Source organism: Xanthomonas sp. BRIP62409 (assembly GCF_003992965.1).
GTDB classification, from domain to species: domain Bacteria; phylum Pseudomonadota; class Gammaproteobacteria; order Xanthomonadales; family Xanthomonadaceae; genus Xanthomonas; species Xanthomonas euroxanthea.
This window is the reverse complement of record NZ_QEZJ01000014.1, coordinates 90,605-114,928: the sequence shown is the minus strand read 5'-3', so window position 1 is coordinate 114,928 and position 24,324 is coordinate 90,605. Positions and strand designations below refer to the sequence as shown.

Sequence of the window (24,324 nt, the reverse complement as noted above, 5' to 3'; positions counted from 1 at the left end):
CCGATGACGACCAGCCTCCTGTTGGGCGCCCTGTTCAACTTCGCGTTTTTCTATCCCATCATCATGGCGTTCTTCTGGATGATCGGAGGCACGTACTACTACCTGCGACGCGAACGCGGCACGCCCGGCCCCTCGTCGCCGCCACCGTTGGCCAGCGAGCCGTTCGTATCGCTGCTGGTGCCCTGCTACAACGAGGCCAAGCATGTCGGCGAAACCATCGCCGCGATGAGCGCGCAGAACTATCCGGATTTCGAGATCATCGCCATCAACGATGGCAGCAGCGACAACACGGCCGAGGCGCTCGACGATCTCACCCACCAGCATCCGCGCCTGCGCGTGGTGCACCTGGAACAGAACCACGGCAAGGCCAACGCGCTGCGGGTCGGCACGCTTGCATCGCGCTCGGACTACCTGGTGTGCGTGGATGCCGACGCCATCCTGGACCCGAATGCCACGCGCTGGATGGTGGGCCACCTGATCTCCGGCCCGCGCGTCGGCGGCGTCACCGGCAATCCGCGCGTGCGCAACCGCACCACGCTGATGGGCCGCATGCAGGTGGGCGAATTTTCCGCCATCGTGGGCCTGATCAAACGTGCGCAGCGCGTCTACGGGCGCCTGTTCACGGTGTCGGGCGTGATCTGCGCGTTTCGCCGCTCGGCGCTGCACCACGTCGGCTTCTGGTCCGACAACATGGTCACCGAAGACATCGACATCTCCTGGCGTCTGCAGCTGGACGACTGGGATATCCGCTACGAGCCCAACGCGCTGTGCTGGATCCTGATGCCGGAGACCTTCCGTGGCCTGTGGATGCAGCGCCTGCGCTGGGCACGCGGCGGCGTGGAAGTGCTGTTGAGCCACGGCCGCCGCGTGCTGTCCTGGCGCAGCCGACGCATGTGGGGCGTGTTGCTGGAATACGCGCTCAGCCTGGCCTGGGCCTACACGATGCTCTTCATCATCGTGCTGTGGCTGCTCGGCAAGGTCATCCCGCTGCCGCCTGCGCTGTACGTCGACACCATCCTGCCGCGCTGGCATGGGCTGGTGCTGGCGGTGGTGTGCCTGATGCAGTTCGCCACCAGCCTGGTGATCGAACGCCGCTACGAAAAAGGCCTGGCGCGTCAGTTCTTCTGGGTGATCTGGTATCCGGTCGCCTTCTGGATGATCGGCATGCTCACTGCCGTCATCGCCTTCCCCCGCGCCCTGCTCGCACGTCGCAGCAAACGCGCCCGCTGGAAAAGCCCCGACCGAGGAATCCAATGACACCGCCCATCATCAACCTGCCACAACGCCTCGGCCGCTCGCGCCGCCTCGCCTACGGCGCCGCCACCGCCGGCGCCTGGATGGTCTATTTCTATCTGTGGGCACCACTGGCGACGCTGATCGCCTGGTTCTTCGGCCTGCGCAGCGCCTACACGGAACTGTATCTCAAGCACAACGCCCTGGACCCGTTCGCGCTGGGCGCCCTGCCGGTGATCGCACTGATGAGCGCCATCACCACCGTCGGCTGGGCCGAGTACAACCGCATCCGCTTCGCCAAGGCCGACCGGCGCAAGCGCCGCCCCACCGTGCTCGAACCGGAAGTCGATCAACGCCTGGGCGTCCCCGAACAGCTCGGCAGCCTGCTGCGCCACAGCCGCATCTCATCGGTGGCGATGGATAAGTTTGCGCGGCCGGTGGGGGTGCGGGTGGTACGGCGCGGGTGAGTGGTTCTTGCAGTTCGTGCAACATCCTGGCGCAAAACCATGATGTTCGCTCCAGGCTCGGCCCGTATCAAAGAAACCGTGCAACGTGCGCACCGGCGGATGCACATTGCGGACAGGAGCCTGGGCACCGTGACGATTTATACGGTGAGAACAACCATGGCAACTCTCCACATCCACGCCATCAAAACAGCGGGCGCAGATCAGCTTCGGGCCGGGATCCTGTACACCACGGAATCGTATTTGACTCCCGAACTTCGCCCAACCTCGACGCCACCAAGGGACTCGGCGATGCGACGGCTTGGCCTATTCACATCCGCGACGGGATAGATGAATCCGGCAGAGCCAAACGCTTCCGCCCCCCAGCCAACGACTGTTCTAACCGCTTCACGCCCGTACCCATGGCCATGTTCGCTTTCCCGGATCCAGATGCCGACTTCCGGCTCAGGCGTACCTGTGCGATGAAGACCGCACAGTCCAGCAAATGCTCGCGTAGCGCCGATCCGTATCACAAAGTTGAAATCCTCCCCCTTTTCATTTTCCTTCAACCAACCTTGCCAGACACCCTTGAAATCCATCCGTGATTGCGGAGGATCAAACGACATGTAGCGCGTCAAGGAAGGAGTGATGCATGCAAACACCTCGTCTGCATCAGCTGGCGTAAACGGCCGAAGTCGTAGGCGCGGCGACACCAGTTCGATCTGGCTCCAGTCCACTCGCAGGTGTTCCAACGTCATGCATTGCGATCCTTATCCAAGCAACGTCCCTAGCGTACTGATGAGGTGCTCCCACGGCGATACCACGGTAAGCACGTGCTCAGTACACCTCGCGTGATTAAGCGGACACCCGCCTAAGCCCGAGTCCCTTGTCAGTACATTTCCGGTTGTTATCTCTGGCACTTTTCAAAGCAGACATCACCTCCCGGCAAGTTCTTCACAGGCTGCCAGCCCAGGCTTCGATAAAAGCCACTCGCACGGCTAGCCTCAGCCGTTTCCAGCCAAATCGTCCGATGGCGCTGAAATAAGCAAGCCTCCGCTTTATCCATCAATCTGCGCCCCAATCCGTTCCCCTCGAAGTCGGGTAGAACGAAAGCGGCGAACACACATCCTTCCTCGACATCAACCATAGAAAAACCGACGGGGGCACCATTGACCTCGGCGACCCAAGCGCATGGGCTTCTAGAATTGCCTTTTGTATGGTTGCGGGGGTAATGCCCATTTCCACCAGTTGATCGCGGGAGAAACGATTTTCGTGAACCCGGGTGCGAATATCAAAAATTGCATCGATATCGGCCGGGCCGGCGAGTCTGATGGTTTTCTCCATGATGTACTGCTTTATATTCAATCCATCTGATCCAGATGGTTTTTAGATATCTGGCGTAATCAACGGCGGCCTCGTTTGCATGGCAGCAGCTCCGTCATCTCACTCCTCCCGCTGCGTCGCAGCCGTGGCGGTACGTCTTTGAGATCCGCTTACGCGTCATGACCGCTCATGCGTGCCGGCTGGACCAGCCCATGACCGCCGCTGCCCATTTGCCAGACCATTCCGATCAGGTGGAAACATCTTCGAGGATGAGCCGGCACACATGTGCCTGCCGAAACCAAACCGCTCGAGATGCTAAGTGATTGATTCCTGGTGACCCCGGCCCGATTCGAACGGGCGACCTTCCCCTTAGGAGGGGGACGCTCTATCCAGCTGAGCTACGGGGCCAAGGTGGGCATTGTCGCACGATCGTTGCGATTGCCAAGCCGGTGGGTGGTTGGCGGAGCCTGCTAAAATCGGCGGCTACCCGTGTCGCGGTGGCCCTGGCTGCCGCGCGACCGTCCCGACCTTTGGAGATCCCATGTCCGCTGACCTGCTCAAGGCGCTCGACCTCGCCGCGTCCAATTCCGGTACTTATCTTGGCGAGGCGACCTGGTCGCAGGCGACCGGCGCCGGGGTGCTGCAGCCGCTCAATCCGACCACCAATGCGGTGATCGCCGATGTGCAGGCGACCACGCCGGAGGATTACGAGCTGATCGTCCAGCGTGCGCAGGCCGCCTTCAAGGTCTGGCGGACCACGCCGGCGCCGCGCCGTGGGGAAGCCGTCCGCCGGTGTGGCGAGGCGCTGCGCGCGCACAAGGATGCGCTGGGCTCGCTGGTGGCGCTGGAAATGGGCAAGAGCAAGCCCGAGGGCGATGGCGAGGTGCAGGAGATGATCGACATCGCCGACTTCGCGGTCGGCCAGAGCCGCATGCTCTATGGCTACACCATGCACTCGGAACGTCCCGGCCACCGCATGTACGAGCAGTACCAGCCGCTGGGCCTGGTCGGCATCATCAGTGCGTTCAACTTCCCGGTGGCGGTGTGGGCGTGGAATGCGTTCCTGGCGGCGATCTGCGGCGATATCTGCATCTGGAAGCCGTCCAACAAGACCCCGCTGACCGCGATCGCGACGATGAAGATCTGCAATGCCGCGCTCAAGGACGCCGGCTTCCCGGACATCTTCTTCCTGATCAACGATGCCGGCACCTCCCTGTCCGAGAAGCTGGTCGAGGACGGCCGCGTGCCGCTGATCAGCTTCACCGGGTCGACCCAGATCGGCCGCGTGGTTGCGGAAAAGGTCGCGCGCCGCCTGGGCCGTTGCCTGCTGGAACTGGGCGGCAACAACGCCATCATCCTGGACGAAACCGCCGACCTGAAGCTGGCCATCCCCGGCATCGTGTTTGGCGCGGTGGGCACCGCCGGGCAGCGCTGCACCACCACGCGCCGCCTGATCGTGCATGAATCCATCTACGACAACGTGCTGGCCACGCTGGTCAAGGCGTACAGGCAGCTCGACAGCAAGATCGGCGACCCCACCGACCCGGCCAACCTGATGGGCCCGCTCAACAGCCAGGGTGCGGTGGAGCAGTTCCTGGCCTCGATCGCCAAGGCCAAGGCGGCCGGCGGCACGGTCGAAGTGGGCGGCACCGCGATCGATCGCCCTGGCAACTTCGTGCTGCCGGCGATCGTCACCGGGCTGCAGAACAGCGACGCGGTGGTGCAGCACGAGACCTTCGCGCCGATCCTGTACGTGATGAAGTACAGCACGCTGGACGAGGCGATCGAGCTGCAGAACGGCGTGCCACAGGGCCTGTCGTCGTCGATCTTCACCCAGAACCTGAAGGCGGCCGAGAAGTTCCTGTCGGCGGCCGGCAGCGACTGCGGCATCGCCAACGTCAACATCGGCACCTCCGGTGCGGAGATCGGCGGTGCGTTCGGTGGCGAGAAGGAGACCGGCGGTGGCCGCGAATCCGGCTCGGATGCGTGGAAGGTCTATATGCGTCGCCAGACCAATACGATCAACTACTCCGACTCGCTGCCGCTGGCGCAGGGCATCAAGTTCGATCTCTGATCGACGTGTGCAGGCGCGCCGGGCATCGCGCCGGCGCTGTCGCATGCGTGCCGGACCATGGCTGCTCCGGTGCGTCCGCGCCCGGCATCCACGCTCCCGGCGGCGTGGCCCCGATGCCGTGGTCACAGCCGTGAGTCGCACCTGCGCATCATCTGGGCGTCCAAGGTTTCCCTCGCCGCTCAGTCCGATGCCGGGGCGAGCAGACATCCAGCCCCGCCAGTTCGCGTCAAACCCGACCACGCGATCGCGTTTGGCCGCAGATGGCACGCCATTCCGGCGGCGGCTCTGGGATAATCGGGCCACGCCAGCCGTCGGCTGCCGCCACTTCAGGAGTTCATGATGAACGTCGTCGTTCGACAGACCAGCGCCATGGCCATCGTCAGCCTGGTCTCGGGCATTCTCGGCTGGACGCTGATCCCGTTCCTCGGCAGCCTCTGCGCCATCATCACCGGCCATCTGGCGCGCGGCGAAATCCGCCGCAATCCGCAGGGGCTGGACGGCGACGGGCTGGCCATCGGCGGGCTGATTCTTGGCTGGTTGGCGGTTGCGCTCTGGGTGGCAGGGGTGGCGATCTTCATCCTGTTCTTCGGCGGCCTGGCCTGGCTTGCGGCCGCCAACAGTTGAGCATGGCCGCGCCCTCCTCCGCCCAACGCTTCAACGACCGCGTCGCGGCCTATGTGCGCTACCGGCCAAGCTATCCGCCACAACTGCTGCGCTGGCTGCACGAAGAGCTGGGCGTGACGCCGGCCACCACGGTGGCCGATATCGGTGCCGGCACCGGCATCTCCAGCCGGCTGTTCCTGGAGGCCGGCTATCCGGTCACGGCGGTGGAACCCAACCCGGCCATGCGCGAAGCCGCGCAACAGTGGCTGGCGGAGTTCCCCACCTTCCGCGCGGTCGACGGCACCGCCGAGGCCACCGGGCTGGCCGCTGCCAGTGTCGGATTGGTGTCCGCGGCGCAGGCCTTCCACTGGTTCGACGTTCGGGCGGTGCGCGCCGAATGGGCGCGCATCCTGCAGCCCGGCGGGCTGGCGGTGATCTACTGGAACAGCCGCGAACTGGACACCACCGACTTCCTGCGCGGCTACGAACAACTGCTGCTGGACTACGGCACCGACTATTCGGCCGTGGCCGAGCGCTATCAGGACGATGCCACCATGCAGGCGTGGTTCGGCGACGGCTTCCGCGCGATGGCGCGCTTTCCCAACGTGCAACGGCTGGACTTCGATGCCTTGCGTGGCCGGCTGTTGTCTTCGTCATATGCGCCGCTGGCGCATGACCCGCGTCATGTCCCGATGCTCGCCGCGCTGCGCACGCTGTTCGATGCGCACGCGCGCGACGGGCTGATCGACTTCCAATACCAGACCCGGGTGTTCGCCGGGGGATTGAACTGACCCACATGTATTCGTTTGCCCGCCCCTTGCTGTTTTCCCTCGACGCCGAGCGCGCCCATGCGCTGGCATTGCGCTCCATCGATGTTGCCTACCGCACCGGCACCACATCGCTGCTGGCCAGGCGCCCGGAGCCGCTGCCGACACCGGCCTTCGGGCTGATGTTTCCCAACCCGGTCGGTCTCGGTGCCGGCCTGGACAAGAACGGCGAGCACATCGATGCGCTGCTTGCGCTTGGCTTTGGGTTTGTCGAGATCGGCACGGTGACCCCGCGGCCGCAGGAGGGCAATCCCAAGCCGCGCATGTTCCGCTTGCCGGAGTACCAGGCGGTGATCAACCGCATGGGCTTCAACAACCTGGGCGTGGATGTGCTGGTGGCCAACGTGCAACGCGCGCGTCGTCGCGGCGGCCTGCTCGGCATCAACATCGGCAAGAACAAGGACACGCCCAACGAAGAGGCGACCAGCGATTACCGCTATTGCATGGAGCGCGTCTACCCGCTGGCCGATTACATCACCGTCAACATCTCCTCGCCCAACACCGCCGGCTTGCGCGAACTGCAGGAAGAGCAGGCGCTGCGTCGGCTGATCGCCGACCTGCGCGAAACCCAGGAAGCCCTGGCCGCGCAACACGGCAAGCGCGTGCCGATGCTGGTGAAGGTGGCGCCGGACCTCAACGACCGCGACATCGATGCGGCCGCGCGCGTGCTGGCCGACCTGGCGGTGGATGGCGTGATCGCCACCAACACCACGGTGACGCGCACCTTGATCGCCAATCATCCGCTGGCTGGCGAGGCTGGCGGCCTGTCGGGTGCACCGCTGCTGGGACAATCCACGCTGGTGCTGCGCCGCTTGCGCGCCCGCCTGCCCGAGTCGATTCCGTTGATCGGCGTGGGCGGCATCAATTCCGGTGCGGACGCGGTGGCCAAGATGGCGGCCGGCGCGACCCTGGTGCAGTGCTACAGCGGCCTGGTCTATCGCGGGCCGCCGCTGATCGGCGAATGCGTCAATGCGATCCGCCGCCGCCGCGAGGCGCCCAGCGGCGGTGCGGTGTCGCCGTTATGAGCGCTGCAGCGCAGGCCGGCTGGCGCTTGAGCGAGCACGCGCCACTGCGCGCGCTCAATACCTTCCATGTGGAAGCCACGGCACGCTGGTTGCTGGGCATCCACGCACCCGATGCACTGCCGCAGGCGCTGGCGGCACCGGAGATCGCCGGGCAACCACTGCTGGTGTTGGGCAGCGGCAGCAACGTGCTGCTGGCCGGCGACCCGCCGGGCTGCGTGCTGTGTTTCGAAAACCGCGACATCGCCATCATCGCGCACCACGCCGACCATGCCATCGTGCGCGCCGGTGCCGGCGTCAACTGGCATGCGCTGGTGTTGTATTCGCTGCAGCAGGGGTTGTCGGGGCTGGAGAACTTGGCCTTGATTCCCGGCACGGTCGGCGCCTGCCCGATCCAGAACATCGGCGCATACGGCGCGCAGGTGGGCGACTTCATCCATGTGGTGGATGCCTTCGACCTGCAGGCCCAGCAATTCGTGCGACTGACTGCGGCCGAGTGCGCCTTTGCCTATCGCGACAGCGTATTCAAGCAGCAGCCGGAGCGTTACCTGATCGTCGCGGTGGAATTCAATCTGCCGCTGCTGCATGAGTTGCGGCTGGACTATGCCGGCATCCGCGAGGAACTGGCCAGCATGGGCGCCGAACTGGCCGGTGCCGCCGATGTGGCGCAGGCGGTGATCAATATCCGTCGGCGCAAGCTGCCGGACCCGGATGTGCTCGGCAATGCCGGCAGCTTCTTCAAGAATCCGTTGCTGCCCAGCGAGCAGATCGCCGCGTTGCAGGCCACATTCGCCGACATGCCGGTGTATCCCGGCGAACAGCCCGGCCAGGGCAAGTTGTCGGCGGCCTGGTTGATCGAGCAGTGCGGCTGGAAAGGCCGGCGCGAGGGCGATGCCGGGGTATCGCCGGACCACGCGCTGGTGCTGGTCAACTACGGCACTGCCAGCGGTGCGCAACTGCTGGATGTTGCGCGGCGCATCGCCGAGTCGGTGCGCGAGCGTTATTCGGTGATCCTGGAGCCGGAGCCACGCATCATCGGAGCGCATTGGTGACCGCAGCGCAGGCGTCGCGACGTGCCGCGCTGTGGATGCTCACCAGTACCTTCGCCTTTGGCCTGATGGCGATCTGCATCCGGCTGGCGTCAAGCACGATCGCCACCACCGAGATCGCGTTCTTTCGCAATGCGTTCGGGCTGCTGGCCCTGTTGCCGCTGATCCTGCGCCCCGGCAAGGCGCTGCCGCGCACGCGGCAGTTACCGCAATATCTGGCACGCACCCTGATCGGCCTGGCCTCGATGCTGTGCGGATTCTGGGCGATCGGCCACCTGCCGTTGTCGCAGGCGATCTCGCTGTCGTATTCCACCCCGTTGTTCGTCACCGTCCTTGCCGTGGTGTGGCTGCGCGAACAGGTGCGCCTGCGGCGCTGGCTGGCGGTGGCAGCCGGATTCATCGGCGTGCTGGTGATCCTGCGGCCGGGCTCGTCCACCTTTACGCCCGGGCTGCTGATTGCGCTGCTGGCAGCGGTGATCAGCGCCGTGGTGGCGATCCAGATCAAACAGCTCTCGCGCAGCGACGACTCGGACACCGTGGTGTTCTACACCTATGTGTTCTGGGTGCCGATGTCGCTGATTCCGGCACTGTTCCAGTGGACCTGGCCGCACGGTATCGACTGGCTCTGGCTGGCGGCGACCGGCATCTTCGGTACCGCCGGGCAGCTGTTCTGGACGCGCGCGCTCAAGCTGGGCGAAGTCTCCGCACTGCAGCCGATCAGCTTCATGCAGCTGCCGCTGGTGGCGCTGCTGGGCTGGTGGCTGTTCGGCGAGGCGATCGAACACCATACCCTGGTCGGTGCGGCCATCATCATCAGTGCCAACGTCTACATCGCGCATCGTGAAAGCGTGCTGGCACGCCGTGCCGCCACGCATGCGCCGCTGGAAGGCGCAAAACCGGGCGAGTGATCGACCGTCCGCAGGCGGCCTGGCCGGCGCGCGATGGCGTGGCGACGCTGCCGACGTACACTGCGCCGATACACGCTCCCCGAGCATCGAAGGGCGATGCGTACGCACATTCGTTGACTGTTCCAAGGTGAGGTCGGCATGCCGGTTCCAAGCAAAACCATCGGCCTGATCGGCGGCATGAGCTGGGAATCCACCCTGCCCTACTACCGCATCATCAACCAGCGGGTGCGCCACGCCTGCGGCGGCCTGCACTCGGCCAAGGTCTTGCTGTACAGCGTGAATTTCCATGAGATCGAGCGCCTGCAACACGCCGGCGACTGGGACGGCGCCGGCCAGGCGATGGCAGCAGCGGCGCGCGCGCTGCATGCCGGTGGCGCCGACTTCCTGGTGCTGTGCACCAACACCATGCATTGCGTTGCCGATGCGATCACCTCCGCCACGCCGCTGCCATTGCTGCATATCGCCGATGCCACGGCCGAGGCGCTGATTGCGGCGGGCGTCACCCGGGTCGGGCTGCTCGGCACGCGTTTCACCATGGAGCAGCCGTTCTATCGCGAGCGCCTGGCCACGCGCGGCCTGCAGGTGCTGGTGCCGCCGGCCGACGCACGCGCGCAGCTGCATCGGGTGATCTACGACGAACTCTGCCAGGGCGTCATCCGGCCGGCGTCGCGCGGCTATTTTCGTCAGGTCATGGCCGACCTCGGCCAGGATGGCGCGCAAGCGATCATCCTGGGCTGTACCGAGATTTCGCTGCTGGTGGAAAGCAGCGATGCACAGTTGCCGTTGTTCGACACCACCGCCCTGCATGCCGAAGCGGCCGCGCACGAAAGTGTGCACGACTGACCGCCACCAAAGGCGCAGCCAGCGCGCCTTTCCCGAAGTGCGTCCGCCCCGCCGTTGTGTGCAAACGTGCAAGCTGCGCATTGCCGCAGCGATGGCATGGGTGCCTCTCACTCCGCGGCTGCAGCACGCGCAGGCGCGCGATCACCTGCCACAGGATGTCATGCCTTGAAGACCCGTCCAGCAACAGGCACCGCACCAGCAAGCCAGCTCACACGCGGTGATTACAAGACGCTGGCCTTGTCCGCACTGGGCGGCGCGCTGGAATTCTACGACTTCATCATCTTCATTTTCTTCGCCACGGTGCTGGGGGAGCTGTTCTTCCCGCCGGGCGTTCCGGAGTGGATGCGGCAGTTGCAGACCTTCGGCATCTTTGCAGCCGGGTACCTGATCCGCCCGCTGGGCGGGATGGTGATGGCGCACTTCGGCGATCTGCTCGGTCGCAAGCGCATGTTCGCGCTGAGCATCGGGCTGATGGCGTTGCCGACGCTGGCCATCGGCGTGCTGCCGACCTACGCGCAGATCGGCCTGGCCGCCCCCTTACTGCTGCTGACGATGCGGTTGCTGCAGGGCGCGGCCATCGGCGGCGAAGTCCCCAGTGCATGGGTCTTCGTCGCAGAACACGTGCCTGCACAGCGCAGGGGACTGGCGTGCGGGACCTTGACGGCCGGCCTGGCAGCCGGCGTGTTGCTCGGCTCGCTCAGTGCCGGGGCGATCAATCGCGCCTTCACACCGCAGGAAATCGCCGAAGGCGCCTGGCGCCTGCCGTTCCTGGCCGGTGGCATCTTCGGCCTGCTTTCGGTGTATCTGCGGCGTTGGCTGCACGAAACACCGGTGTTCGCCGAGCTGATGGCGATGCGTGCCCTGGCGCGCGAGACGCCGCTCAAGGTGGTGCTGCGCGATCATCCACGCAGTGTGGCGCTGTCGTTGTGGCTGACCTGGATGGTGGCGGCCGGGGTGCTGGTGGTGTCGTTGATGACGCCGACGCTGCTGCAGAGCGCCTACCACTATCCGGCAGCGGTCGCCTTGCAGGCCAACCTGCTTGCGGTCCTGCTGCAGGCGGCCGGCTCGATCGTGGCCGGCGCCTTGTCCGATCGCTACGGCAATGGACGCGTGCTGCTTGCCGGCAGCGTATTCCTGGGCGCCAGCGCCTGGCTGTTCTATCGGCTGGCCGGCGATCCGCAGTTGCTGTTTCCGCTATATGCCCTGATGGGCGCGGCGCTCGGCGTCCTGGGCGCGGTCCCGCGCGTCATGGTCGAGGCGTTTCCGCCGGTGGTGCGCCTGTCCGGCGTGTCATTCGCTTACAACCTGGGCTATGCGGTGTTTGGTGGCCTGACCCCGTTGGTGGTGGTGATGCTGCTCAAGCAGCACCCGATGGGACCGGCGTATTACATGATTCTGCTGGCCGTGATCGGCAGCGTAATCGGGCTGAAGTTGTGGCGCCGGGAGCTGGCAAGCCCTCGCTGAGTCAAAGGCAGCGGGGTATTGGCGCCACGCCAGGCATCCCGGCCTGCGCCGACCGCGTTCGACTGCAAAGCGGTCGTGCCCTCAGGTCGAAGCGGGATGGCGACGCCAATGCGGCCGCCGCGCGCCGCGAAACATCACCAGATACAGCCCGACCACCCACACCAGCGCGGCCGACCAGCCGCCCAGGATGTCGGAGGGGTAATGCACCCCCAGGTAGATCCGCGACACCCCCACCAGCACCGCGAACCCACTTGCAGCAATGGCCACCGGCCAGCGCCAGCGGGTGTTCCAGGCCAGCGAGACGACCACCGCGGCGAGCGTCATCGAGCCCATCGCATGCCCGCTGGGAAAGCTGAAGGTGCTTTCCGGGGCGATCGATTCCCACAGGCTGGGGCGGTCGCGCTGGAAGACCTGCTTGGCGCCCATGTTCAACAAGGCCGAGCCAGCAAAGCCAAGTGCGGCAAAGGTCCCCTCGCGCCAGCGTCGCAACATCAGCAACACCAGCACGATGGCGATATCGGCCGGGATCACGCCGTACTGGTAGCCAAGCTTGGAAACCACCCCGAAAAACGCATCCAGCCCCGGCGTGGCGATGCTGCGCATGCTCCACAGCAAGGGCTCGTCGAAGTAAAAATTTTCCAGTTCGTGGACTTCGTCGGCCAGGTCGACGAACAGGCCCAGCGGCAGCAGCACGCCGGCAAACAGCAACGCCATCCGCCACGCATTGCTGCGCAGCCATCCCCTGAAACCGGCCGGCGATTCAGCCGGCGCGGCGGACATAGGTGCGTTCGACGTACTGATCGATCAGATCGATGAATTCGTAGGCAATGTTCTCGCCACGCAGGGTGACGCTTTTCTCGCCATCGATGAACACCGGCGCCGACGGCGCCTCGCCGGTGCCCGGCAACGAGATGCCGATGTTGGCATGGCGCGATTCGCCCGGCCCGTTGACCACGCAGCCCATCACCGCCAGGGTCATGTTCTCCGCGCCGGGGTTGCTGATCTTCCACTCCGGCATCTTGGCGCGCACATGGTTCTGCACCACGCCGGCCAGTTCCTGGAAGAACTCGGAGGTGGTGCGGCCGCAACCCGGGCAGGCGGTGACCATCGGCGTGAAGGCACGCTGGCCGGTGGTCTGCAGCAATTCCTGCGCGACGACCACTTCCTGGGTGCGCGACTGGCCCGGCTCCGGCGTCAGCGAGATCCTGATGGTGTCGCCGATGCCTTCCTGCAGCAGCACGCTCAGCGCCGCGGCCGAGGCCACGATGCCCTTGCTGCCGATACCGGCTTCGGTCAGGCCCAGATGCAGCGCAAAATCGCAGCGGCTCGCCATGTCGCGATACACCGCGATCAGCTCCTGTACGCCGGACACCTTGGCCGACAGGATGATGCGCTCGCGCGCCAGGCCCAGTTCCACCGCGCGCTCGGCCGAATCCACCGCCGAGCGGATCAGCGCCTCGCGCAGCACGCGGCCGGCATCCCAGGGCGTGTCGCGCTGCGAGTTCTCGTCCATCAGCTGCGCGGCCAGCGACTGGTCCAGCGAGCCCCAGTTGGCGCCGATGCGCACCGGCTTGTCGTACTTGATCGCAAACTCGATCAGCTGCGCGAACTGCAGATCCTTCTTCTTGCCGAAGCCGACATTGCCCGGATTGATGCGGTACTTGGCCAGCGCTTCGGCGCAGGCCGGCTCGGCGGCGAGCAACTGATGCCCGTTGTAGTGGAAGTCGCCGATCAACGGCACCTCGATCCCCATCATGCGCAGCTTGTCGACGATGCGCGGAATGGCCGCGGCCGACTCGGCGTTGTTGACGGTCAGGCGCACCATTTCCGAGCCGGCGCGCCACAGGTCGGCCACCTGCTTGACGCTGCCGGCGATGTCGGCGGTGTCGGTATTGGTCATCGACTGGACGACCACCGGGTGGCCACCGCCCACGGTCACGCTGCCGATCTTGACGGCCTGGGTGATGCGGCGCGGCCAGGCGGTGGCGTCGGCGGGAGGGGTTGGGCGAGTCACGGCGTCGTACATCGCGGTATTTTAGCCTGTCATCGGTCCGCTCACAGCTGAAGCGCTGCGCGCGCCGTCTTCCAGGCCGATGCGACGGTTTGTCGCAGGCCGCCACGCCCCCGAGCGCATAGCATTGCCGTGATGAATTCCTCAGACGCCTCCTTCCTGCGGACCCTGTGCAGCCTGCGCTGGCTGGCCACTGCCGGCCAGGCCACCACCATCCTGGTCGCCACCGGGCTGATGGGCCTGGATCTGCCGCAGCAACCCTTGTGGGCCGGCGTGGCCGCACTGGCGGTGTTCAACCTGTATGCGCAGCTGCGGGTGGCCCATCGCGGCGCGGTCAGCCCGGCCACCGAATTCGGCCACATCCTGGTCGATGTCACGGTGCTGACCTGGATGGTGGGCTGGAGCGGCGGCATCGCCAACCCCTTCGGCTCCCTGTTCCTGGTGCTGATCGCCCTGGCCGCGCTGGCCCTGCCGCTGGGCTGGGCGATGGCGGTGGCGGCGGCCTGCGTGGCCGGTTATGTGATCAGTGCAGCGTTCGGGCTGCCGCTGCCCTACGGCAGTTTCGACCCGCTCAGCCTGCATATGTGGGGCATGGCCGCCAACTTCCTGTTGTCCACGGTGGTGGTGCTGGCCTTCGCCACCCGGCTGGCCTTGTCGATGCGCGAACGCGAGCGCGAGATCTCCACGCTGCGCGAGCGCTTCGCGCGCAACGAGGGCATCGTGGCGCTGGCCACGCATGCGGCCTCGGTCGCGCATGAGTTGAACACGCCGCTGGCGACGATGACGCTGCTGGTCGACGACATCGCCGACCAGTGCGACCAGAGCGAATTGCGCGAGGATCTGGACACCTTGCGCGAGCTGCTGGTGCAGTGCCACGAGCGCGTGCTGGCGCTGGCCGCACCGGCCGACAACGGCCACCTCAGTCGCGAAGTCGCGGTCAAGGACGTGCTGGAACAATGGCGGCTGGTGCGCCCGACCATCGAGCTGCGCCGCAACGACGATGCGCCGATGCGCCTGTTGCTGCAGCCCGGGGTCAGCCATCTGCTGATGGTGTTGCTCAACAATGCGGCCGATGCCGGCGAACGGGCCGGCCGGCCGCAGATCGACCTGACGCTGCGCGTGGAGCAGGATCATCTCAGCGGCGAAGTACGCGACTACGGTCCGGGCTTCGATACCTCGCAAGCCATGCTGCCCGGCACCCTGTTCAACAGCGGCAAGCATGACGGCATGGGTGTTGGGCTGGCGCTGTCGCATGCCACCGTCGAGCGGCTGCAGGGCGAGTTGTGGATGCTGCCCGCCGAAGGCAGCGGCGCCCGCGTCGGTTTCCGTCTGCCGCTCTCCGAACACGAGGCACTCGCATGACAAGCACTCCCCTGCGCACCGGCCTGCTGGTCGACGACGACACCTTGTACCTGCGCACGCTGCAACGCAGCCTCGCCCGCCGCGGCGTGGACACCCTGACCGCCACCGATGCGGCCAGTGCCTTGTCGACCGCACGCAGCGCCCTGCCCGATTTCGCCCTGATCGATCTCAAGCTCGGTCACGATTCCGGCCTGAGCCTGATCCAGCCGTTGCGCGAGATCCGCGCCGACATGCGCATCCTGCTGGTTACCGGCTACGCGAGCATCGCCACCGCCGTGGAGGCCATCAAGCTCGGTGCTGACGACTATCTGCCCAAGCCGGCCAATATCCCCACCATCATGCGGGCGCTGGGCGAAGAGGACGACGAGCTGCCCGAGCCGGACGAAGAAGAAACCGCGCGGGAAATGATGACGCCGCTGAGCCGCCTGCAATGGGAGCACATCCAACAAGCGCTGCACGAAACCGGCGGCAATGTCTCGGCTGCCGCACGCCTGCTCGGCATGCACCGCCGCTCGCTGCAACGCAAGTTGACCAAGCGGCCAAGCCCGGGGCCGTTACGCGAGCCCGGACGTTGAGACGCGGCCAGTTGCCGTGAGGACAAATCGGTCGAGGGCGCAGCGCCCTCGCCGCTTGCGGGACACGCCTTGAGTCCAACCACAGGGACGCATTGGCGGCATCCATGCCGCCAACGTTCCGGCAACCCGCAAGCACACCGCACCAGACAGTTGGTCGGCGCTCTTGTGAAAAGCTGTCTGTAGTGCGGTGTGCATCAGACGTGGAGCCGATACGTCATGAGCGAACAGGGCCCATCCCGCACTGCTCTTACCCATGCGCACCGACCATCTCGACAGGTCCTTGCCCGCTCACCGTCGCGGGACCTCACGCGGCATGGATGCCGCGTAAGAGCCTACATGGACGTACTTGCGGCGTGTCCCGCCATGGTGGCCGGGCAAGGGCCTGCAACCAAGCGCCGGATCGACCGCTCTACCGACTGTGGAGCTTCAATCTCAACGCGGGCCGAATACGCTCGCCCTGCGCGAGGTCGCGGTGATGCCATCGGCGCCCAGGATCAAGTTGCGGCCCCAACTGCTGAGGCGCGTGGCGTTCCAGCCGATTGCGATATCCAGCGATTGCGTGCTGCTGTCGTTGCCCGACCACGACCAGCCCAGGTAGCCAACGTTGTACTCGCGGGCGCGACGCATGATCGCCGCCTCGTCCACCTGCGCGCCGCGATGGTCTCCTCCGAACTCGCCGATCACCAGTGCCAGCTTTTTATCGCGGAAGGCGCGCAAATACTTGTTGACCGTTGCATCGCTGCCGAACACTTCGTACATGTGCACGCTGAAGATCAGGTTGCGGCGGCTGTCGCGCGCCAGCAAGGCGGCCGCGTTGTCGCGCATGTAGAACTTCCAGTCCTGGCCCCAGTTCGGGGCATCCACCATCAATGCGTGGGTCAGCCCGGTCTTGCGCAACGCGGCGATCGCCGTTGCATGGCCATTGACCCATTCGCTGGCGCTCAACTGGTTGCCGAACGGCTCGTTGCCGATGTTGATGATGACGTGGTCTTCGTTGCCGATCAGTGCCTTGCGGATGCTGGTCCAGTACGCAGTGGCATGGGACAGACCGGCGGCGGCGCCGTCTTCGCCATAGCCGGTGGTGTCGTGCACTTCCAGCACCGCGATCAAGCCCAGACTTTTGCAGCGCGCGATGATGCGCGCCACCTCGGCCTCCGGCGTGCGGTTCCAGCGATAACCGGAACTGAGCACCACACGCACGCTGTTGGCGCCGGTGGCGGCAATGGCAGCCAGGGCCGCATCGGTTCGGCTTGCGTACCAGGCGTGCGGCAGATTGACGCCACGCAATACCACGGTATTGCCATTGGACTCATGCAGCTGGGTGCCGGACACCGACAGCCCTGCGTGCGCGGCAGACGACAATGCCAGGCCTGCAACGACCAGCAGCATGCGGCGGGCAAAACGGGGCAACGGTGATTTCACGATCGATTTCCAGGCAGCGGGGAGGATGACGGGCGATGGCCTAACTCACAGCACCCGTGAACACTGTGTCAATTTGCGGTAGCTGTTGATGCAATGCCTGTCACACAACGAACAAGCACCAAATTAGGTACGCTGAATCGCTACGGCTCGTGGGACGACAAGGCGGGCTTACCACCAGTGATCGGCCAGGCGTCGATAATGTTGAGCAACGCGCATCGGTGCCGACGGCGCTGCCGGACCGCCGCTTACATCGGGCATGACGCAGGAGCCGGCGCAATCGCCGGCCTGGCGCCCAGCCGTCGCCCAAACCGTTGCCTGATGCCGTCGCGTCGCGGCCGTCGCCGCGGCGATTCAACCGCGGCCACCGTGCGGGAAAGCCGCGTCAACTGAACAAAGCCCGGTGCTGTCGATCAAGGGATCACGCTTCAGGCCGATACGAGCGCATGCATTCCGCGCTCGCTCCCGTCAGTTCCCCTCCTCCGCCCGAGGTCGATGAGTCGACCCGGTTGGCCGTCCTGCGTGGTCTTTGCCTGCTGGACTCGCCGCCCGATCCGGTGTTCGAGACCATCGCCGCGATGGCTGCCCGCAACCTGGGCGCGGAAATCGCACTGGTATCGCTGGTGGACGAGCATCGCCAGTGGTTCAAGGCCCGCATCGGCCTGGAGCCGCAGGAAACACCGCGCGACCAGGCGTTCTGCGCGCATGCGATCCGCACCCACGAGGTGATGGTGGTGCCCGACGCACAACTGGATCCGCGCTTTTGCGACAATCCGCTGGTGCTGGGCCCGCCGTTCATCCGCTTTTACGCCGGCGCACCGCTGACGCTGCGCGACGGCCACCGCATCGGCACCTTGTGCGTGATCGGAACCAGCCCGCGCCCGGGTCTGGACGCCGAGGCGATCACCCAACTGGAAGGCCTGCGCAACCTGGCGGTGCTGCGGGTGGAAAACCTGCGCAGCACCACCTATCGCGACGGCCCGACCGGGCTGCCCAATCGGTCGCGCTTTGCCGAAGACCTGGATGCCTGGCTGTCGCAACGCGACAGCGCCCCGGCCACCACCGCCGTGGCGGTCGACATCTGCGGCAGCGATTATTTCCGCGAAATGGTCAAGGCGCTGGGCTGGGACTATGCCGACGGCTATGTGGCGCTCGCGCAGCGCCGCCTGGCGGCCTATCTGCCTGCCGGCACCGCGTTGTATCGGCTGGACCCGACCACCTTCGGCTTCCTGGCCCAGGTCGAGACACACCGGTTGTCCACGCTGTGCACCAAGGTCTCCAAGGCCTTTGCCGAGCCGCTGGAACATCAGGGCATTCCGCATACCCCGGTCGCCTCGATCGGCGCGGTCTCGCTGCAGACCAGCTATGGCGCGGCCGACACCATCCGTTCGCTGACCACTTCGGTGGACATCTCGCGCGAGCGCGGTGCGCCCTGGAGCATGTACGAGCGCAAGCACGACGTGGCCCAGCGCAATACCTTCCGCCTGCTGGCGGCCCTGCCCGCCGCGCTGGACAGTTCCAGCCAGCTGCGTCTGCACTACCAGCCGCGCGTGGACCTGCACGATCACCGCTGCGTCGGGGTGGAAGCGCTGCTGCGCTGGCAGCATCCGATGATCGGCCCGGTGATGCCCGCCGACTTCGTGCCGATGGCCGAGAAGACCGCGTTGATCAACCGCATCACTGCCTGGGTGATCGACAACGGCATCGCCCAGGCCGCGCGCTGGCAGCAACAGGGCCTGGACTTCAATCTGGCCTTGAACGTGTCGGCCGCCGACCTGGACCGGCCCGGTTTCGTCGGCCTGCTGCGGCGTGGCCTGGAGCGCCACAAGCTGGATCCGCGCCGGCTGGAGATCGAATTCACCGAAAGCGCGATGATCCGCCACCCCGAGCATCTGGCCGAGCAACTAGCGGCGATCGCGGCGCTGGGCGTGCACATCGCCATCGACGACTTCGGCACCGGCTACAGCAATTTCAGCTATCTCAAGCAGCTGCCGGCCAGCTCGTTGAAAATCGATCAGTCCTTCATCCGCTCGTTGCCGGACAACCGCACCGACCGCACCCTGGTGCCGGCCATGATCCAGCTCGGCCACAGCCTGGGCCAGCGCGTGGTCGCCGAAGGCATTGAATCGGCGGAGGCCTACACGCAGTTGCGCGCCTGGGGCTGCGACGAAGGCCAGGGCTACTGGATCGCCAAACCGATGCCGGCGGCCGCACTGGAAACCTGGCTGCAGACGCCGTGGCACGAGCAGTTCGAAGCACCGGTCAACCTGCTCGCTGCGAGCCTGGCCGCGGCGCGGGTGTAAGCGCCAACCGCACAACGTCCAAACGCAATGCGGCGCGACACCTGCGTGTCGCGCCGCATATGCACGGCTGATCTCAGCGTGCGGTCCGATCGATTACCAGAACACCGCGTACAGCGCGACCAGGATCGCCACCACCCCGATCGCACCGATCTTGAAGCCCAGCGTGGTGCCGTAGGCCACATCGTCGGTGCGGATCAGATCGCGTGCCTGGGTCGGGGCGGTCATCAACGACACCAGCACCGCCAGCACCAGCGCGGCCACGAACACCACGCCGATGCGGTCCATGAACGGCAGTTCCGGCCAGGCGAACTTGAGCGCGAACGACAGCACCACCGAGCCGATCGCCGCGGTCAGCGCGCCGGCTTCGTTGGCGCGCTTCCAGAACAGGCCAAGCATGAAGATCACCACCACACCCGGGGTGAAGAAGCCGGTGAATTCCTGGATGAACTGGAAACCCTGGTCGAAGTTGCCCAGCAACGGCCGCGCGGTCAGGATGCCGATGATCACCGCCACGATGGCCACGATGCGGCCCACGCGCACCAGCTGCTTCTGCTCGGTCTGCGGCCGGAACTTGGCGTAGAAATCCAGGGTGAAGATCGTCGCCACCGAGTTGATCTTGGAAGCCAGCGAGGCCACGATCGCCGCCACCAGCGCCGCGAACACCAGGCCCAGGATGCCGGTCGGCAACAGCTGCATCATGGTCGGATAGGCCTGGTCGGGCTTGGCCAGGTCCGGCGCCAGCACCACTGCGGCAATGCCCGGCACCACGATCACCAACGGCATCAGCAGCTTCAGGAACGCGGCGAACACCATGCCCTTCTGCGCCTCGCCGATGTTCTTGGCCGCCAGCGCGCGCTGGATGATGTACTGGTTGAACCCCCAGTAGCTGATGTTCATCACCCACAGGCCGCCCAGCAACACGCTCAGGCCGGGCAGGTCCTTGTAGAACGGGTTGTCCTTGCTCAGGATCATGTGGAAGTGCTCCGGGTGCGCACTCCACAGATGCTTGAAGCCGGCCAGCACGCCGGCACCGTCGCCGATCCGTGCCAGGGTCAGCCCGGCCACCAGCAGGCCGCCCAGCACCAGCAGCGTGACCTGCACGATGTCGGTCAAGGCCACCGCCTTCAACCCGCCATACAGCTGGTAGACCAGCGCGAACACGCCGATCAACGCCAGCGCCAGGGTCTGGTCCATGCCAGTGACCTGGCTGACCGCGATCGAGCCCAGCCACAGGATCGAGGTGAGATTGACGAACACGTACAGCAGCAGCCAGAACACCGCCATCAGCGTGCGGATCCACTTGCCGTAGCGCTGTTCCAGGAACTGCGGCATGGTGTAGATGCCGTTGCGCAGGAAGATCGGCAGGAAGAACTTGCCGACGATCAGCAGCGTCAGCGCCGCCATCCACTCGTAGGACGCGATCGCCAGGCCGATCGCATAGCCGGAACCGGCCATGCCGATGATCTGTTCGGCCGAAATGTTCGCGGCAATCAGCGAGGCACCGATCGCCCACCACGGCAACGACTTGCTCGCCAGGAAGTAATCCTCGGCGCTCTTGGTGTGACCGGCCTTCTCGCGCGAGACCCACTGCGCGAGCACGAAGATGCCGGTCAGATAAACCAGCACAATCACGATATCCAACGTCGCCAAACCCACTGCACTCTCCTGTCTGGCTCTGGGCGGCGCGTCGTGGAGCGGACAGGCCTGCAGACTGCCGCCGCCCGCACCGCGTGCGTGGCGGCAGCGCGGCGAACCGCAGCTGCAGGCCTTCCCGGCCGATCGACGCACGCGTCCCGCGGCGGCTGATGACACCACCGCTGAGGGTGGCCGCTGTAGCACGTCGCCGGGACCGGCGACGCGTGTGTCCTGATTACCTGGACACACCCGCAGGCGCGCCTGCGGGTGTGCTGCTTACTTGACCGGGCAGTCGAGCGTGACTTCGGCTTCGTTGAGCGCGCCCAGCGCGATCTTCGACACCGACAGATCCAGCGCCGCAGCGCTTTCGATGCTGGCGACCTGGGTCAGCTTGGTCACGTCCGCACCGGCCACCGCAAAGCACTTCAGCGGCACGCCCAGCACCTTCCATTGGCCCTGCGGCAGCGCGGCCAGGGTCTTCTGCGCATCGACACGGCCGCCGCAGTTGTCGCCACAGCCCACGCCCAGCCATACCGGCCCGGTCACCGCGCTGTCGCGGCGCACGGTCAGCTGCAGCTGCACATCGCCGTTGCTCTCGCGCGAGACGTCGACCGGCTTGCCGGACACCAGCAACACGCTGGAGGCCTTGGCACCGGACCACACCAGGCGCCGCGCATCTTCCTGCGCCTTGTGATCGACGGCGGTCATCTTCAGGCTGCCATCGGACAGACCCACCGGCAGCGTGGTGGCCGGCATGTTGGCCTGGCCGGCGTTGGACAGCTGCATCGCAATGCCCAGCGCCGGCTTGCCGCGCACGAAGTACACCCCGCCCACCGACTGCTCGCCGGACACGCCCGATTCCTCCGGCAGCGCGGCCAGGTCGCCCTTGTCGGCATAGGTCAGGCCGAAGCCGAACTTGAACTGCGGGTCGTAATCCTTCTGGCCGACGTTGTTGGCGAACTGCACCGCGGTCCTGGGCCAGGAGAAGCTCAGCTTGCCCTTGAAGTCGTTCTGCACCGTGCCGTCGGCCTTGCGCAGCAGCACGTCGGCAATGCCCTCGCCTTCGGAACCCGGCAACCAGGCGGCGACGAACGCATCGGCCGCATTGATGTACTGGTTCATCCACAACGGGCGCCCGCTCAGGAACACCGCCACCACCGGGATGCCCTCGGCCTTGAGCTTCTTGATCAATGCCAGCTCGCTCTCGTCGCCCGGCTTGTACAGCAGGGTGGCGATGTCGCCCTGGAACTCGGCGTACGGGTTCTCACCGAACACCACCACCGCCACGTCGGGCTTGGTCTTGTACGCACCATCGACTGCCAGCTCGGCGGTGCCGCCGGCGGCCTTGATCTGCTTGTCCAGGCCTTCCCAGATGGTGTTGCCGTTGGGGTAGTCGCTGCGCTTGGTACCGGTGCCCTGCCAGTTCAGCGTCCAGCCGCCGGACTGCTTGCCCATGTCGTTGGCGCCATCGCCCAGCACCAGCACGCGCTTTTTCGGATCCAGCGGCAGGATGCCGGCCTGGTTCTTCAGCAGCACCAGCGACTCGCGTACCGCCTGGCGGGCGATCGCGCGATGTTCCGGCGCGCCCAGCAATTCGTACTTGCCGCCGAGCGGGCGCTTGGACGGCTTGCCGGCTTCGAACAGGCCCAGGCGCAGCTTGACGCGCAGGATGCGGCGCACCGCATCGTCCAGGCGCTCCATCGAAATCTGGCCAGACTTCACCGCGGCCAGCTCGGTCTCGTAGATGCCCTTCCAGCTGTCGGAGGCCATCGCCATGTCGACGCCGGCGATGAACGAGGCCGGGCAGTTCTCGTTGGTGCAGCCCTTGACCTGGCCGTGGCCATTCCAGTCGCCGACCACGAAACCGCCGAAGTTCATGCGGCCCTTGAGCACGTCGGTCAGCATGACCTTGTTGCCGTGCATCTTTTCGCCGTTGAAGCTGTTGAACGAGGCCATCACCGTCTGCGCACCGGCCGCGATCGCCGGCGGGTAACCGGCCGCGTGGATGTCGCGCATGGTGGCTTCGGACACCTTGGTGTCGCCCTGGTCCTTGCCATCGGTGGTGCCGCCGTCGCCGACGAAATGCTTCACCGAGGAAATCACGTGGCTGCCGTCAAGGAACTGCGGGGTGCCCGGCGTGCCCTGCACGCCTTCGACCATCTTGCCGGCGAAGCTGGCCACCACGTCCGGCGACTCGGAATAGCCTTCGTAGCTGCGGCCCCAGCGGTCGTCCTGCGGCACCGCCACGGTGGGCGCGAAGGTCCACTCCATGCCCGTGACGCGGGTTTCGGCGGCGGTGACTTCACCGATCTTCTTGATCAGCTCCGGGTTGCGCGTGGCGCCCAGGCCGATGTTGTGCGGGAACAGCGTGGCACCGACGATGTTGCTCTGGCCGTGCACCGCATCGATGCCGAAGATGATCGGGATCGCATTGCCGCCCTTGGAGGTGTCCATCGACGCTTCGTAGAAGGCGTCGGCCAGCTTCAGCCACTCGGCCGGCTTGGCGTCGTACTTGCCGCCCGGGTCGGAGTTGCCACCGGCCAGCACCGACCCGATGCGGTACTTGCGCACGTCGTCCGGGGTCATGCTGGCGATGTCGCCCTGGATGGTCTGGGCGACCTTCTCTTCGACACTCATCTTGGCCATCACATCGGTGATGCGCTGCTCCAGGGCCTGGTCCTGGGCGAACGGCCACTTCGGCGACGGCCACTGGTCGGGATGGATGGCGGTGGACGCCTCGGCGGGCGCGGCGGCCGGTGCGGTCTTGCTTGCCTCGGCGGCGGTGTCCTTGCCTTGGCAGGCGGCCAGCATCAGCACCGCGGCGGCGGTAGCCAGAGAGAGGGCACGACGCGCGACAGGCGCGGCGGTACGACGAAGCAGCTTGTCCAAGATCCAGGTCTCCAGGTGGTTCTCCCCACGGCGATGCGTGACGCCGCAGGCCATTAGGCGGCGTACGCTTGCGTGATTCCCCTACCCTGTCAACACCGCGCGCTCGTATGCCAAACGACGGGCAACTTATTGGCCCGAGCTATAGGCTTGGAATACCGGCAGCACCCGTCAAACCACGGGAAACCGCCAAATCCGGCGTGGCGCCTGGGCTTGCGTGGCGGCGCACTTTGCTGCGATGCACCACCGTGCCGGCTCCGCACTGCGCAGCCCACCTCGCCGGTGCAGGCATTGCCGGGTTCGCTTGCGGCGCCCTGTTCGAATGCCCGCCAACAGGTGAGCTC

General features: G+C 66.0%; 20 protein-coding genes and 1 tRNA gene. 13 read left to right on the top strand and 8 right to left on the bottom strand.

The genetic code is table 11. From position 1 onward, the window contains the following. Window positions 1–3: 3 nt before the first annotated feature. Together pgaC and pgaD are read left to right on the top strand one after the other, a co-directional pair. The gene (pgaC, locus tag EO170_RS03970) at window positions 4–1,257 is read left to right on the top strand and encodes a poly-beta-1,6-N-acetyl-D-glucosamine synthase (protein WP_104585337.1); all 1,254 of its coding nucleotides are present in this window, start codon (window positions 4–6) and stop codon (window positions 1,255–1,257) included. Further along, entirely contained in the window at window positions 1,254–1,700 is a 447-nt protein-coding gene (gene pgaD, locus EO170_RS03965; RefSeq protein ID WP_104585335.1) for a poly-beta-1,6-N-acetyl-D-glucosamine biosynthesis protein PgaD, read from the top strand. Before pgaC ends, pgaD begins: the two co-directional genes overlap by 4 nt. Before the next feature lie 200 nt (window positions 1,701–1,900). Here pgaD and EO170_RS03960 read toward each other — a convergent pair whose 3' ends face one another. The 3 genes from EO170_RS03960 to EO170_RS03950 all read right to left on the bottom strand — a co-directional run bounded on the left by EO170_RS03960 (window position 1,901) and on the right by EO170_RS03950 (window position 3,407). Next, window positions 1,901–2,434 carry a GNAT family N-acetyltransferase gene (locus EO170_RS03960; RefSeq protein WP_206513974.1) on the bottom strand — a complete coding sequence of 178 codons (534 nt, stop codon included), beginning with the start codon at window positions 2,432–2,434 and terminating at the stop codon, window positions 1,901–1,903. Window positions 2,435–2,741: 307 nt separating this feature from the next. Then, entirely contained in the window at window positions 2,742–3,020 is a 279-nt protein-coding gene (locus EO170_RS21690) for a hypothetical protein (RefSeq protein WP_241239383.1), read from the bottom strand. Between the two features lie 310 nt (window positions 3,021–3,330). Then, window positions 3,331–3,407, bottom strand: a tRNA-Arg gene (locus tag EO170_RS03950). Between the two features lie 133 nt (window positions 3,408–3,540). Here EO170_RS03950 and EO170_RS03945 point away from each other — a divergent pair. From EO170_RS03945 to EO170_RS03910, 8 genes are all read left to right on the top strand, one after another. Further along, entirely contained in the window at window positions 3,541–5,073 is a 1,533-nt protein-coding gene (locus tag EO170_RS03945) for an aldehyde dehydrogenase family protein (RefSeq protein ID WP_126942621.1), read from the top strand. Window positions 5,074–5,412: 339 nt separating this feature from the next. Then, window positions 5,413–5,697, top strand: coding sequence for a DUF4190 domain-containing protein (locus EO170_RS03940; RefSeq protein ID WP_016903110.1), 285 nt, complete (start codon window positions 5,413–5,415; stop codon window positions 5,695–5,697). A gap of 2 nt (window positions 5,698–5,699) precedes the next feature. Then, window positions 5,700–6,467: a class I SAM-dependent methyltransferase gene (locus tag EO170_RS03935; RefSeq protein ID WP_164739366.1), complete on the top strand. Its 768-nt coding sequence runs from the start codon at window positions 5,700–5,702 to the stop codon at window positions 6,465–6,467. A 5-nt stretch (window positions 6,468–6,472) separates the two neighbouring features. Next, window positions 6,473–7,528, top strand: a complete 1,056-nt coding sequence (locus EO170_RS03930; protein ID WP_115676811.1) for a quinone-dependent dihydroorotate dehydrogenase — start codon at window positions 6,473–6,475, stop codon at window positions 7,526–7,528. Next, window positions 7,525–8,577, top strand: a complete 1,053-nt coding sequence (murB, locus tag EO170_RS03925) for a UDP-N-acetylmuramate dehydrogenase (RefSeq protein WP_115676810.1) — start codon at window positions 7,525–7,527, stop codon at window positions 8,575–8,577. The genes EO170_RS03930 and murB overlap by 4 nt, the downstream gene beginning before the upstream one ends. After that, entirely contained in the window at window positions 8,571–9,482 is a 912-nt protein-coding gene (locus EO170_RS03920) for a DMT family transporter (protein ID WP_104585321.1), read from the top strand. Before murB ends, EO170_RS03920 begins: the two co-directional genes overlap by 7 nt. Before the next feature lie 138 nt (window positions 9,483–9,620). Beyond that, window positions 9,621–10,325, top strand: coding sequence for an aspartate/glutamate racemase family protein (locus EO170_RS03915; protein ID WP_126942618.1), 705 nt, complete (start codon window positions 9,621–9,623; stop codon window positions 10,323–10,325). A gap of 165 nt (window positions 10,326–10,490) precedes the next feature. Further along, window positions 10,491–11,789, top strand: a complete 1,299-nt coding sequence (locus EO170_RS03910; protein WP_126942615.1) for an MFS transporter — start codon at window positions 10,491–10,493, stop codon at window positions 11,787–11,789. 81 nt (window positions 11,790–11,870) lie between these two features. Here EO170_RS03910 and EO170_RS03905 read toward each other — a convergent pair whose 3' ends face one another. Together EO170_RS03905 and ispG are read right to left on the bottom strand one after the other, a co-directional pair. Then, complete coding sequence (locus tag EO170_RS03905; RefSeq protein WP_104585315.1) at window positions 11,871–12,569, bottom strand: phosphatase PAP2 family protein; 699 nt, start codon at window positions 12,567–12,569, stop codon at window positions 11,871–11,873. Then, window positions 12,550–13,815 (bottom strand): flavodoxin-dependent (E)-4-hydroxy-3-methylbut-2-enyl-diphosphate synthase, encoded by a 1,266-nt coding sequence (ispG, locus tag EO170_RS03900; RefSeq protein ID WP_104585313.1) that lies wholly within the window; start codon window positions 13,813–13,815, stop codon window positions 12,550–12,552. The genes EO170_RS03905 and ispG overlap by 20 nt, the downstream gene beginning before the upstream one ends. Window positions 13,816–13,935: 120 nt before the next feature. Between ispG and EO170_RS03895 the strand changes: the two genes are divergently transcribed. Beyond that, window positions 13,936–15,162, top strand: coding sequence for an ATP-binding protein (locus tag EO170_RS03895; protein WP_164740893.1), 1,227 nt, complete (start codon window positions 13,936–13,938; stop codon window positions 15,160–15,162). Beyond that, entirely contained in the window at window positions 15,159–15,737 is a 579-nt protein-coding gene (locus tag EO170_RS03890; protein ID WP_104585309.1) for a response regulator transcription factor, read from the top strand. The genes EO170_RS03895 and EO170_RS03890 overlap by 4 nt, the downstream gene beginning before the upstream one ends. A gap of 432 nt (window positions 15,738–16,169) precedes the next feature. Here EO170_RS03890 and EO170_RS03880 read toward each other — a convergent pair whose 3' ends face one another. Then, on the bottom strand, window positions 16,170–17,126 hold the full coding sequence (locus tag EO170_RS03880; protein WP_126942798.1) for a glycoside hydrolase family 5 protein: 957 nt from the start codon (window positions 17,124–17,126) through the stop codon (window positions 16,170–16,172). A 476-nt stretch (window positions 17,127–17,602) separates the two neighbouring features. Between EO170_RS03880 and EO170_RS03875 the strand changes: the two genes are divergently transcribed. Then, window positions 17,603–19,459 (top strand): EAL domain-containing protein, encoded by a 1,857-nt coding sequence (locus EO170_RS03875; RefSeq protein ID WP_126942606.1) that lies wholly within the window; start codon window positions 17,603–17,605, stop codon window positions 19,457–19,459. Window positions 19,460–19,552: 93 nt separating this feature from the next. Here EO170_RS03875 and EO170_RS03870 read toward each other — a convergent pair whose 3' ends face one another. Both EO170_RS03870 and EO170_RS03860 read right to left on the bottom strand, forming a co-directional pair. Then, window positions 19,553–21,115, bottom strand: a complete 1,563-nt coding sequence (locus EO170_RS03870) for a sodium/sugar symporter (protein WP_104582942.1) — start codon at window positions 21,113–21,115, stop codon at window positions 19,553–19,555. A gap of 255 nt (window positions 21,116–21,370) precedes the next feature. Then, a complete protein-coding gene (locus EO170_RS03860) occupies window positions 21,371–23,983 on the bottom strand; it encodes an exo 1,3/1,4-beta-D-glucan glucohydrolase (RefSeq protein ID WP_126942602.1) in 2,613 nt (870 codons plus the stop codon). Window positions 23,984–24,324: the final 341 nt, after the last annotated feature.